Here is an 11,427-nt window from a genome sequence, read left to right on the forward strand (position 1 = left end):
CCGGCGGAGGCGCCGCTCGAAGTGGCCAGCGCCTCGAAACCGAGCCCCGCCAGGACGCGCGCCGAACCCGCATCCCAGGGATTGGGAATCACGAATGCGCCTGGCGCCTGGTGGAGCGCCCGGAAGTGCGCGGCCTTCTCACTCTGCGTCGTCGCCATAGGGTTCCTCCGTCCGGAGAGCATAGCAGACATAAAGTCCGCGTCCAGACTCCGGTTTGACCTCGCCGCCGCGCTCTGGCAGGATCGCCTGACATGAGCGCATTGCCTTTGGACGCCGCGCGAAAGCTGGCGCCGCAGATCCGGTCCGCCGCCGACGAGATCGACGCCGCGCGCGAGCTGCCGCGCCCGCTCTTCGAGGCCCTGGCGGACGCCGGCCTGTTCCACCTGGCGGTGCCGCGCGCCATCGGCGGCGGCGAGTGCGAGTTCCCGACGTACGTTGAGGTGATCGAGGAGATCGGCAAGGCCGACGCCAGCACCGGGTGGGCGGTCAACCAGGGCGCGATCTTCGGCACCTACGCGGCCCGGATGCCGCGGGAGGTCGCCCGCGCGATCTGGATCGATGCGCCACGAAGCGTTGTCGCCAATACTCCGGCCGCGACCGCGAAGGCCGTCGTGGTGCCGGGCGGCTATCGCGTTACCGGCCGTCAGGGCTTCAGCACCGGATGCCGGCACGCCGCGTGGGTGGCGGCGCACGCCCAGGTCGTCGAGAACGGCCAGGTCAGGCTCGAGCACGGCCAGCCCGAGGCGCGCTACTTCTTCGTGCCGGTCGCCGAAGCCGAGCTGCTCGACACCTGGCACGTGCGGGGCATGCGCGGCACGGGCACGCACCACTTCGCCGTCACGGACGTCTTCGTGCCCGCGGAGCGCACCGTGCTGTCCGCCACAGCAAAGCTGCTGGAAGAGGGACCGCTCTACAAGATCCCGCGCACTCTCGCGTTCGCCTCAGGTGATGCCGCGGTCGCGCTCGGAATGGCCCGCGCGTGCCTGGACACCTTCGTCGAGCTGGCCGGTGCCAAGACGCCGCGGGCCATGCAGGCCCTTCTCCGGGATCAGTCCATGGTCCAGGTGAGCGTCGGCCAGGCCGAAGCCGCCCTACGCTCCGGCCGCGCCTTCCTCATGGAGACGGTCCGCGACATCTGGGGCGAGGCGACGGCCGGCGCGGTCAGCCTGGAGCGGCGCGCGATCCTGCGCCTCGCGACCACCCACGGCATCCGGCTGGCGGCGCAGGTCATCGACACCGTCTACAACGCCGCCGGCGCGACGGCCGCCTACGAGGGGCACCTCATCCAGCGCCACTTCCAGGACATCCACGTGATCACCCAGCACCTGCAGGGGCGCATCGCGCATTACGAGTTGGTGGGCCGCCACTGGCTGGGGCTTCCGATCGACCAGGACAGGCTCTAGCGTCGTGTCATCGCGCGCAGCGCTATCAGGGCGCCCACAACAAAAATGAGGGTGGCCAGATAGATCGGGCCCAGATGCGTCACCCAATTCAACTGAAAGGTGCCCGTGTAGTGGTAGGGCAGCGCAACCGCCAGCGCCACCACGGGCGCGACCACGGCGGCCACCCAGGCCCACATTTCCCCGCGTGCCACGCCGTACCAGGACAGCGCGCCCACGGCGATGCCCGTGCCCGCGATGAAGCCGGCCGTGGCCACGTGGAGATGCCCGATGTAGTGGACGATCGCCGGATTGAGGGCGTTCAGTTGGTCCCGCGTGACACCGTTCAGCGTCTCGACGCCCAGCTCGAAGCCGGTGGAGGTAAAATTGCGGATGAAAAACACCACTGCGTAGCCGATGAAAGCGAGGGCCGCGATCGCCATCAACACTGCGCCCTGTTTGAGTCCCGAATTCTGAGTCGTCATGTCGCCCCTCCTATTGGCTCGTTCCACCGCTGTTCACCGCACCCGCCGCCCGCTTACGTCCAGGTCTCTCAGGGGTTCTCGGCCACCCATCCCGACCAGAGGCTCTAATGAGTCTCGCCGATTACGGTGACACGCAAGCACTTAATTTCTCGAGCTCAGATCTGTGACTCAATTACGCGAGAGGCTCTAGCCGAACGCCGGCATCACCTCGCGCGCGAATAGCTCCATCGAGCGCAGCACGCGCGCCTGCTCGAGATCGCCGAACCAGAAGCTGCAGTTGAAGTGCGAGATGCCCACCAGCTCCCGGATGCGCTTGATCTGACGGATGCACGTGTCCGGCGTGCCGATGACCAGGAAGCGGTCCAGCAGGTCGTCGATGTCGGGCTCCTTTGCCGCGGGCACCGGGATGGCGCGTCCGCGCTCCACGCGCTCGTAGTGGTTGCGCAGGCTGAGCGTCACCCTCATGTTCCAGCGGGCCTCCTCGGCGGCGGCCCGCGCGTCAGCGTCGGTGTGCGTCACGTAGACGGCGCGCTGCACGCCGACCTCCAGCGGGTGCGAAGGCCGGACCTCGGCCACGACGCGGTCGAAGAGCCGGCGGAACTCCGCCATCCGCTCGATCGGGACGCCGAAGCCGCCCGTGAGCACGTTGAACCCGCGGCGTACGGCGGCCTCCACCGATTCCGGGCTTTGCGCCGTGACCCAGATGGGCGGGTGCGGCTTCTGGAGCGGCTGCGGGAACACCGACGTCTCGGGGATCTTGAAGTACTTTCCGTCGTAGCTGAACGGCTCGCCGCGGAACGCCAGGAGAATGACGTCGACCGACTCTTCCCAGCGCCCGCGGGCGCTGTCCAACTCGAGCCCGAGCCGCTCGAATTCGTAGTGCTGGTAGCCGCGCCCGAGCCCGATGTCGACGCGGCCGCCGGCCAGGAGGTCGAGGGTCGCGATCTCCTCGGCGACCACGAGCGGGTGGTGGAGGGGAACCACGATGACGGCCGTGCCCACCCGGAGCCGCGTGGTCTTCGCCGCGATGTACGTCGCGAACTGGGCCGGCCGCGAGAGATAGCCGTAGGTCGAGAAGTGATGCTCCGCGAGCCACACGTTGTTGAAGCCGAGCGCCTCGGCCGCCTGGGCGATGTCGATCGCCCGCGCGTACATCTCCTGCGAGGGGCGCGCGGAAGGCGATTGCATGAGCAGGAAGGTCCCGAAGTGAATGGTCATGCTCCCGTCACCTCGACCGGACACGGTAGTACGGCTGTGGCTGCCCCGGCACCTTGACGCGCAGCGTGTACACGGAGGTGCGCGCGGTGAAGAACAGCGTCTTGAGATCGGGGCCCCCGAAGGCGAGGTTGGCGGGCACCTCCGGCGTCCGGATGATCCCGAGCCGCGTTCCATCGGGCGCGAAGACCCACGTGCCTCCCGGCCCCGTGCAGTAGACGCGGCCTTCCACGTCGACCTTCATGCCGTCGGGCACGCCGTCCGTCTCGTCGGACGACATGTCGGCGAAGATGCGCCGCCGCACCATCGCGCCGCCGGCGTCCAGCTCGAGCACGTGGATGTACTGCGCCCAGCGCGTGTTCGCCACGTAGAGCAGGCGCTCGTCGGGTGAGAATGCCAGGCCGTTCGGGTACTCGAAGTCCGCCACGAGACTCTGCCCTCCGTCGGGCGCGATCCGGTAGACGCCGGCGTAAGTCAGCTCGCGTTCCGCCAGGGGCACGCGCAGGCCGGGATCGGTGAAGTAGATGCTCCCGTCGGACTTGCATATTAGATCATTGGGACGGTTCAGCCGTTTGCCCTCGAACCGGTCCATGAGGACTTCGATGCGGCCGTCGGCGGACGTGCGCGTGACCCGCCGGTTCTCCCCCTCGCAGAGGACCAGCCGCCCCTGGAGGTCGAACGTCGTGCCGTTGCCGCCGCCCGTCTTGTCCCGCACGACCTCGTGAGCGCGGCCGGGCGTCAGCCGGTACAGCACGCTCGATCGAACGTCGACGAAATAGTAGAAGCCGTCGGGATGCCACAGGGGGCCTTCCGTGAAGACGAACCCCGTGGCGAGACGTTCCGCCTCCCGGGTCTCGAGGATCGCAGAGAGCGCATCAGCCATGGTGTGAGACTCCTCCTTCACGGCTTCTTGAGGCGAACTTCCTCGAGGGGCGCCGACCACGGGTAGGGGTTGATCAGCATCAGCGCGGGCTCGGCCACGCGCGGGCCCACCCCGCTGGGCCAGATGTAGTCGTAGATGGGGCCATACCTGACGCGCTCATACACGAGGCGCTGGATCTGGTGCAGCATGGCCTCCCGCTTCTTGCGATCCGTCTCCAGGGCCTGCTGCTTGAAGAGCGCGTCGATGTCGGGATAGCCGCCGTACGCCCACGCGCCGTCGCTGGGGATGATCTCCGACAGGCGCGAGGCCGCGTTGCCGTAGAGCGCGGTGCTGCAGACGCAGAGGCCCTTGGCCTTCTTCGACGAGATCAGAGCCATATAGGCGCCGCGCTCCATCGGCCGCATCGTGAGCCGGATCCCGACCGCCCGCATGTACTGGACGATCGCCTCGCCCAGCGAGAAGTACGGCGGGAGCTGATGCAGCTCGCCGGCGTCGAAGCCGTTCGGGTAGCCCGCCTCCGCGAGGAGCTGCTTCGCCTTCGCGGGGTCGTACGGGTACGGCTCGAGGGGCAGGGCGAACTCGAAGGTCCGCGGGACGTGGTTGCCCGCGGGCCTGGACGCCCCCAGCGTCTCCGCGTCGCTCAGCGCCTGACGATCGATCGCGTAGTTCGCGGCCAGCCGCACGCGCCGGTCGTGCCACGGAGATTTCGGATCCCACTGCTCGAGGAAGTCGAGGTAGAAGGTGGCGATGCCGCCTGAGAAGGCCAGCTTGAGGTTGGGATCGCGCTTGACCTCCTGCGCCTGCGGGACGTCGAGCAGGTAGGCGATATCGACCTCGCCCCGCTTCAGCATCGCCATCCGCGTCGTGCTCTCCGGGACGCTCTTGAAGACAAGGCGCTTGACCGAGGGGACTTTTCGCCAGTAGCCCTCGTTCGCTTCCATCACCAGCTCGATGCCCGGCGTGTGGCTCACGAACTTGTAGGGCCCGAGCCCGACGGGCACCCGCTTGAAGCCGTCGTCGCCCACTCGCTCGACGTACTTCTTCGGCACGATCCAGCCCGAGCCGGACACGATCGAGCCGTAGAAGGTCATGAAGTCCGGCCAGGGCTCGTGAAGAATGAACCGCACGCGAGACGGCCCGACGACGACCACCTCCCGGACTTTGTCGTGGAGCGTCTTGGAGCCCTTCGCGCGGTGAAAGCTGAACTTCACGTCGTCGGCGGTGAAGGGATCGCCGTTGTGGAACTTGAGGCCCTCGCGCAGCTTGAACTCGTAGACCCGCTGGTCGGCGCTGACCGTCCATGACTCCGCCAGGCTCGGGCTCAGCATGTTGCCGGGCATCGGCTTCACCAGGGCGTCGTGCAGGGCATAGAGCACCCAGAACGGCGTGAGCTGGCCCGACACCTCGCCCGGATCGAACCAAACAGGCGACAGCGTCACGTAGAGCGCCCAGCGCATCTCGCCCTCCGGCTTCGTCTGGGCCGAGGCGCCTTCGAGCGCGCCCGCGAGCAAGAGCCACGACAGAATCAGACAACCCAGCGCCCGACCGCGTTTGCCAGTCATGCTCTCTCCCCCCGGTGATGGTCCTCGGCAGGGCCCCGGTCCTTCCGAGGTTCCCGGAAGAATGACACAAGTCAGGCCGAAGGACGACCCGCCTTCCACATTGATCCGCCAGCACCGATCTGGCAGGATCGGCGTCATGGTCGGCAGCGCAGCCTACGTTGGACAACGTCATCGGGCGAGAGTAAGGTGGCCGTCGCGTCTATTCGCACCGCATCCTCACGCGCCGGAGGGCACATAGCATGCGCACCGACACCGCCGCCAAGTCCGATCTCGACACCCTGGGCGATCTGAACCGCGACTATATCCGCTCCGTCCAGATGTCGGATGTCCGCCGGTTCGATGAGATCCTGGCCGAGGACTTCCTCTGCAGCAACCCCGACGGCTCTCTTGTCGACCGGAGCGCCTTCCTGAAGCAGACCGCGCTTCCCGTCAAGATCTCGAACCTCGAGGTCCACGACGTCAACATTCGCCTCATGGGGGACTTCGCGATCATCCACGCGCGGACCACCTACAACGCGCCGGATGGTCGGCAGGCGGCCGGCCGCTACACGGACGTGTGGGCCCGCCGGCAGGGGCGCTGGCTCGCCGTCTCCGCCCACGTCACTCGCTGCTGAGGCGCGAGCGCTCGTGCGCCGGGCCATCGGCCGGTAGCGAGTCTACCTCGCAAAGGAGGGTCTCAATCCATGTCGCGAGTTGGACCAATTCGTCAGTGGTTGCCCCTCCTCTGCGCCGCGCTGCTGCTGGTCGGGACGTCAGACGCTGGGGCGGCGCCCGAGGGCACGCTCACCTTCGCGATGCACTTCAGTCCCGTCACGCGCTGGCTGGACCCCGCGGAGGGCGAGAGCACCATCACGCCCTTTCTCCTCCTCTACGCGCTCCACGACGGATTGGTGAAGCCGCTGCCCGGAAGCGGGTCGGCCCCGAGCCTGGCGGAGTCGTGGGCCATGGCCAAGGACGGACTCAGCGCCGAGTTCACCCTGCGGCAGGGCGCCAAGTTCCATAACGGCGATCCGGTCACCGCCGACGACGTGAAGTTCTCCTTCGAGCGCTACCGGGGTGGGGGAGCGAAGATTCTCAAGGACACGGTGAAGGAGATCCAGACGCCCGCGCCCAATCGCGTGCGGTTCGTCTTCAAGGAGCCGTGGCCGGATTTCCCGGCCTACTACGGCACCTTCGTCGCCAGCGCCGGCTGGGTCGTGCCCAAGAAGTACGTCGAGCGGGTGGGTGAAGAGGGCTTTCGCAAGGCGCCCATCGGCGCAGGCCCCTACAAGTTCGTGAGCTTCAACCCGGGCGTCGAGTTGGTGCTCGAAGCCTTCGAGGGCTACTGGCGCAAAGTCCCCTCGATCAAGCGTCTGGTTTTCCGGAGCCTGCCCGATGAGACGACGCGCGCGGCCGCGCTCAAGAGCGGGGAGGTCGACGTCGCTTTTCTCCTGACCGGGCCCACCGCCGACGAGATCCGGCGCACGCCGGGACTGCGCCTGGTGGCACCGCTCCTCGGTATCTTCTGGCTCGACTTCCCGGATCAGTGGGACCCCAAGTCGCCCTGGGCCGACCGGCGCGTGCGGCTGGCCGCCACCCTCGCCATCGACCGCCAGGCCCTCAACCAGGCCGAGACGCTGGGCCTGTCACGGCCCACCGGCAGCATCGTGCCGCGCGACTTCGACTTCGCCCTGGCGATCGACGCGCCTCCCTACGATCCAAAGCGCGCCCGCCAGCTCCTCGCCGAGGCCGGCTACCCCAACGGCTTCGACGCCGGAGAGATCACGCCCTTCCCGCCCTACAACTCCATGGGTGAAGCCATCGCGGGATGGCTTCAGGCTGTCGGCATCCGCACGCGCATGCGCACCATGGAGCGTGGGGCGTTCATGACGGCGTGGCGGGAGAAGAAGCTGCATGGTGTAGTCCTCACCATCAGCGGGGTCTCGGGCAATGCGGCCACGCGGCTCGAGTCCTTCGTGACCAAGAACGGGGCCTTCGCCTTCGGCGCGCTGCCCGAGATCGACGATCTCTTCCGTCGACAGGCCAGGGAGCTGGACCGGAAGAAGCGCGAGGCGGTCCTGTTTCAGATCCAGCGCATCTTGCAGGAGCAGGTGACCCAGGCGCCCGTGTACCACCTCGGCTTTCCCACCGGGATCGGACCGCGCGTGGAGGACATCCTGGCCACCCCGATCTCCGGCTTCTACATGTCGCCCTACGAAGACCTCAAGCTCAAGCGGCCCTGAACCATGAAAACCCTCATCGAAGGCGGCTGGGTGGTGGCGTTCAACGGCAAGGGCCATGAAGTGCACGAGCAGGGGAGCGTCGTCTTCGAGGACGACCGGATTGTCCACGCCGGGGGCGCGTACACGGGTGCGGTCGACGCGCGCCTGTCGGCGAAGGGCAAGCTGGTCTCGCCCGGGTTCATCAATACTCACGTGCACACCTCCGGCAATGGCGGCGACTACCTCCTGCTCGACATGGCGCAGAACGACTACCGCACCTCCAACTACATGAGCTTCGCCGCCCCGCTGAAGGGCAAGATGACGCCGCCGCCTCCTGAGGCCGCTGCGGCGCTCCGCACCTTCGTCTTTCTCCACGCCCTCAAGCAGGGCGCGACCACCATCATCGACGTCGGCGGCCAGCGCGGGGACTGGGAAGGATATGTGCGCCTCGTCGACGAGCTGGGTGTGCGCGTGTACGGGAGCCCGCCCTTCCGCGACCGCAATACCTTCCACGACGCCCAGGGGCGGCTGTACTACGACTACGACGCCGCCCTCGGCACGCAGGGGCTGAAGGACACGGTCGCCTTCATCCGCGCCTACGACGGCGCGGCGCAGGGACGCCTGCGCGGCATGCTGAACCCGTCGCAGGTCGAGACGTGCAGCGAGCCCCTGCTGCGCGCTTGCAAGGACGCCGCGCGCGAGCTGGACGTGCCCGTGCACACGCATGCGGGCGGCAACCTCATCGAGTTCCAGCGGATCATGGACGAGTATCGCAAGACGCCGATCCAGTTCCTGGCCGATATCGGCTTCCTCGACGATCGCGCCCTCATCGGCCACGGCGTCTTCACCACGGCGCATCCCTGGACCCACTATCCGTTCGGCGACGACCTGCGCGTGCTCGCCGAGCGGGGCGCCACCGTGGGGCACTGTCCGTACAAGTACGCCAAGATGGCCATCACCCTCAACTCCTTCCAGCGCTATCTCGACGCCGGCGTGAACGTGGCCATCGGCACCGACACCTTCCCCATGGACATGGTGGCGGAGCTCCGCTGGGCGTCCATTCTGGCCAAGGTCGCCGACGCGAACTATCAGGCCGGCCAGCCGCGTGACGTGTTCAATGCCGCCACGCTCGCGAGCTGCAAGTTCCTGCGCCGCGACGATCTCGGTCGACTGGCCCCGGGCGCCAAGGCCGATATCGTGCTGATCAACATCGACCACCTCGGCGCCCCGGTCTACACCGACCCGATCAAGGCGCTGGTGGATGCCGGCTGCGGGCGCGACGTGGACACGGTGATCGTGGACGGCAAGATCCTGGTGCAGGGGGGCCGGACCGTCCGGATCGACGAGGACGAGGTGTATGCGAAGGCGCGGCAGGTGACCCAGAACTTCTGGAGCCACGTGCCCAGCTGGCGCTGGGACGGCGCCGGTGTCGACCGCATCGTGCCGCCGGCTTTTCCCATCCGCAAGGCGGCCGGCTAGGCGGCCCCCACCTCCACGATCTCGCCCTCGGAGCTCGGGGCCGGCACTGGCAGGCCGTCCTGCCTCAACCCGTCGATGTGAAGCTCTATCGCCTCACGAATCAGGCGCAGCACTTCCGCGCGGGTCTCTCCAACCGCAACGCAACCAGGAAGATCCGGGACATGCGCTCCCCAGCTCGTATCGCCTCGCTCGATCACAACCATGTACCGCATCATCCGTCACCCCCTGCTTTCCTCAGGCCCGCCTGCTTCAGTATCGCGCTCAACCAAGCCGAGTGCTGGCCATCGGGTTCTGATAACGTGAAAAGCCCGCCTCAAGCAGCTTATAATCGGCCAAGGAGGCAATCAATGGAAGACACGGAGATCATCTTTGCCGTGGAAGAGTCGCCGGAGGGCGGCTACACTGCTCGCGCGCTCGGCTGCCCCATATACACGCAAGCCGAGACAGTCGAGGAGTTGAAGGCGATGGTCCGGGACGCGGTTCGCTGTCACTATGAGGATGGTGCGGGGCCGAAGCTCATCCGGCTACACTTGGTCAAGGACGAGGTCATTCCTGCTTGAAGCTCCCGCGAGACCTCGCGGGCGCCGCACTCGCCTCGCTCCTCCGTCGGCACGGATACGAAGTTACCCGCTAAACCGGTAGTCACTTGCGGCTCACGTCGACGGCCCGTGGGGCGGAGCACCACATAACCATCCCCCGCCATGCGGCCCTACGGGTCGGCACACTAAGCGCGATTGTTGCCGAAGTGGCGTCCTATCTGGAGACGTCTCGGGAGAAGCTTGCGGAAGATCTCTTCGGTCACTGATCTCACGCAGGCGAAGGCCGAACGGCCGAAGCGCCACTGCAGCCGGCCGCCGCGAGGGTCTAGCTAAAGTCACCCGAGGCTTACCCGTGCCGAGCGCCCCGGTGAACGGCTCCCGCTCGCCGCCTCGAGGCTCCGGTTTGACTTGTAAGGCGCGCTCTGACAGGATCGGCGCGAGATGCCACGATTCATCCGCGCTGTGACAAGGGCCGCCGTGTCCGAGAGCGGGCCTTATGTTACTTACGCGCTTGACCTTGCTAGGATACATTTGGAATCGAACGACGTGGGGGCATGACCATGGCTAAGAAGAAGGCCAAGACACGGAAGAAAGCCGAGAAGAAGGTCGCGAAAAAGGCCGTCAAGAAGGTGGCCGGGAAAGCGAAGATGGCCGCCCGCAAGCCGGCCGCCCGCGGCGCGGGGGCTCCCAAGCGCAAGCCCTCCGCCCCCGCGCGGTCGGCCAAGACCCCCAAGCCCGGCGTGGCCGCTTTGCCGGCCGAGAAGCAAGTCGTGGGTGGTGTCCTCCTGGGCCAGGTCGAAGACTACTTCGCCCACGTCAACGTGATGACCCTCAAGCTCTTGGCCCCCGTCTCGGTCGGGAACATGATACGCATCAAGGGCCACACCACCGACATCACGCAGAAGGTCGAGTCCATGCAGATCGAGCACCAGCCCGTCCAGACGGCCTCGGCGGGCGATTCGGTGGGCATCAAGATCGCCGACCGGGCCCGCAGAACCGACGTCGTCTACAAGATCTGAGCGGAATACTGCGAGCGTCCTGCGCACGTTCATGGCCGGTGTCTGGGTAGCCCACGTTCCCTCGTGCCCTGACTGACAAGGGCCGCCGTGTCCGAGAGCGGGTTTATACCAGCTATGCACCTCAGGCGAGCTCTTCGCGAAACGTCGTCCGAGGCAACAGCACGCGAGCTTCGTGACTCATTGGCGCGCCAAGCTACGACGTACTGAAGCCGCAAACTCAGTCCACTTATGACTATCACAGAGGATCACCGGTAATGCGCGGTACTTGTGGAGAGTCGCTCGAAGTAAATCGACATCGAGTCCCGCATGGGCCATACTGAATTTGTGCGGGTCGTTAATCGAGCCGTCAGGCAGTAGATCAACGTACAGCGCCGCTTCCCTCCATTCCGGCGCGGACATTCCGCGTCCACCGGTCGCGTAGTAATCAGTAGCAGTTTCGCTTGAAGTACGAAGAAGCGCGGCGAGAGGTTGCTCCGCCAGTTCCGCGATGAATTCCTCTGGGCCTGACGTCGTTTCCCGAGCGCGACTGGCGAAGTAACGATTCGTGCGATGATCCGTAATTCTCTTCGGCAGTCGATCCCGCATTTCGGTGCGGATTGCCGCAACGGTAAAGACGATAGCTTTACCAAATTGTTCAAGCCCGATGGACGAGAACACGAGAGCGT

General features: G+C 66.6%; 13 protein-coding genes. 6 read left to right on the plus strand and 7 right to left on the minus strand.

Annotation, left to right across the window (positions count from 1 at the left end):
- Positions 1-158: isocitrate lyase/phosphoenolpyruvate mutase family protein (locus VGV06_06465; protein HEV2054802.1), on the minus strand; the 158-nt coding region annotated here is incomplete at its 3' end.
- Between the two features lie 93 nt (positions 159-251).
- On the opposite strand from VGV06_06465, the gene VGV06_06470 reads away from it, so the two are divergent.
- Positions 252-1,403 carry an acyl-CoA dehydrogenase family protein gene (locus VGV06_06470; protein HEV2054803.1) on the plus strand — a complete coding sequence of 384 codons (1,152 nt, stop codon included), beginning with the start codon at positions 252-254 and terminating at the stop codon, positions 1,401-1,403.
- On the opposite strand, the gene VGV06_06475 is transcribed toward VGV06_06470, so the two are convergent.
- The 4 genes from VGV06_06475 to VGV06_06490 all read right to left on the minus strand — a co-directional run bounded on the left by VGV06_06475 (position 1,400) and on the right by VGV06_06490 (position 5,524).
- Positions 1,400-1,864, minus strand: coding sequence for a hypothetical protein (locus tag VGV06_06475; GenBank protein ID HEV2054804.1), 465 nt, complete (start codon positions 1,862-1,864; stop codon positions 1,400-1,402). The two genes, VGV06_06470 and VGV06_06475, sit on opposite strands and share 4 nt — an antisense overlap.
- 186 nt (positions 1,865-2,050) lie before the next feature.
- Positions 2,051-3,082 (minus strand): LLM class flavin-dependent oxidoreductase, encoded by a 1,032-nt coding sequence (locus VGV06_06480; protein HEV2054805.1) that lies wholly within the window; start codon positions 3,080-3,082, stop codon positions 2,051-2,053.
- Between the two features lie 7 nt (positions 3,083-3,089).
- Positions 3,090-3,962, minus strand: coding sequence for an SMP-30/gluconolactonase/LRE family protein (locus tag VGV06_06485; GenBank protein HEV2054806.1), 873 nt, complete (start codon positions 3,960-3,962; stop codon positions 3,090-3,092).
- A 17-nt stretch (positions 3,963-3,979) separates the two neighbouring features.
- Entirely contained in the window at positions 3,980-5,524 is a 1,545-nt protein-coding gene (locus tag VGV06_06490; GenBank protein ID HEV2054807.1) for an ABC transporter substrate-binding protein, read from the minus strand.
- A 239-nt stretch (positions 5,525-5,763) separates the two neighbouring features.
- Between VGV06_06490 and VGV06_06495 the strand changes: the two genes are divergently transcribed.
- The 3 genes from VGV06_06495 (at position 5,764) to VGV06_06505 (ending at position 9,204) form a co-directional block, all read left to right on the plus strand.
- On the plus strand, positions 5,764-6,138 hold the full coding sequence (locus VGV06_06495) for a nuclear transport factor 2 family protein (GenBank protein HEV2054808.1): 375 nt from the start codon (positions 5,764-5,766) through the stop codon (positions 6,136-6,138).
- A 69-nt stretch (positions 6,139-6,207) separates the two neighbouring features.
- Positions 6,208-7,746: an ABC transporter substrate-binding protein gene (locus tag VGV06_06500; protein ID HEV2054809.1), complete on the plus strand. Its 1,539-nt coding sequence runs from the start codon at positions 6,208-6,210 to the stop codon at positions 7,744-7,746.
- Positions 7,747-7,749: 3 nt separating this feature from the next.
- Positions 7,750-9,204: a chlorohydrolase family protein gene (locus tag VGV06_06505; GenBank protein ID HEV2054810.1), complete on the plus strand. Its 1,455-nt coding sequence runs from the start codon at positions 7,750-7,752 to the stop codon at positions 9,202-9,204.
- On the opposite strand, the gene VGV06_06510 is transcribed toward VGV06_06505, so the two are convergent.
- Positions 9,201-9,416, minus strand: a complete 216-nt coding sequence (locus VGV06_06510) for a type II toxin-antitoxin system HicB family antitoxin (GenBank protein ID HEV2054811.1) — start codon at positions 9,414-9,416, stop codon at positions 9,201-9,203. The two genes, VGV06_06505 and VGV06_06510, sit on opposite strands and share 4 nt — an antisense overlap.
- 135 nt (positions 9,417-9,551) lie before the next feature.
- Between VGV06_06510 and VGV06_06515 the strand changes: the two genes are divergently transcribed.
- Positions 9,552-9,764: a 2-oxoisovalerate dehydrogenase gene (locus VGV06_06515; protein HEV2054812.1), complete on the plus strand. Its 213-nt coding sequence runs from the start codon at positions 9,552-9,554 to the stop codon at positions 9,762-9,764.
- 539 nt (positions 9,765-10,303) lie between these two features.
- Complete coding sequence (locus tag VGV06_06520; protein ID HEV2054813.1) at positions 10,304-10,762, plus strand: hypothetical protein; 459 nt, start codon at positions 10,304-10,306, stop codon at positions 10,760-10,762.
- A 177-nt stretch (positions 10,763-10,939) separates the two neighbouring features.
- Here the strand turns inward: VGV06_06520 and VGV06_06525 are convergent.
- Positions 10,940-11,427, minus strand: a 488-nt coding sequence (locus VGV06_06525; GenBank protein HEV2054814.1) for a hypothetical protein, incomplete at its 5' end; no start/stop codon positions are given.

It is taken from the genome of Candidatus Methylomirabilota bacterium, assembly GCA_035936835.1.
Classification (GTDB): domain Bacteria; phylum Methylomirabilota; class Methylomirabilia; order Rokubacteriales; family CSP1-6; genus AR37.

Coding starts and splice junctions, on each gene's coding strand:
- VGV06_06485 (HEV2054806.1), bottom strand. CDS start 3,962: ATGGCTGATGCGCTCTCTGCGATCCTCGAGACCCGGGAGGCGGAACGT.
- VGV06_06520 (HEV2054813.1), top strand. CDS start 10,304: ATGGCTAAGAAGAAGGCCAAGACACGGAAGAAAGCCGAGAAGAAGGTC.
- VGV06_06475 (HEV2054804.1), bottom strand. CDS start 1,864: ATGACGACTCAGAATTCGGGACTCAAACAGGGCGCAGTGTTGATGGCG.
- VGV06_06480 (HEV2054805.1), bottom strand. CDS start 3,082: ATGACCATTCACTTCGGGACCTTCCTGCTCATGCAATCGCCTTCCGCG.
- VGV06_06490 (HEV2054807.1), bottom strand. CDS start 5,524: ATGACTGGCAAACGCGGTCGGGCGCTGGGTTGTCTGATTCTGTCGTGG.
- VGV06_06495 (HEV2054808.1), top strand. CDS start 5,764: ATGCGCACCGACACCGCCGCCAAGTCCGATCTCGACACCCTGGGCGAT.
- VGV06_06470 (HEV2054803.1), top strand. CDS start 252: ATGAGCGCATTGCCTTTGGACGCCGCGCGAAAGCTGGCGCCGCAGATC.
- VGV06_06500 (HEV2054809.1), top strand. CDS start 6,208: ATGTCGCGAGTTGGACCAATTCGTCAGTGGTTGCCCCTCCTCTGCGCC.
- VGV06_06505 (HEV2054810.1), top strand. CDS start 7,750: ATGAAAACCCTCATCGAAGGCGGCTGGGTGGTGGCGTTCAACGGCAAG.
- VGV06_06510 (HEV2054811.1), bottom strand. CDS start 9,416: ATGCGGTACATGGTTGTGATCGAGCGAGGCGATACGAGCTGGGGAGCG.
- VGV06_06515 (HEV2054812.1), top strand. CDS start 9,552: ATGGAAGACACGGAGATCATCTTTGCCGTGGAAGAGTCGCCGGAGGGC.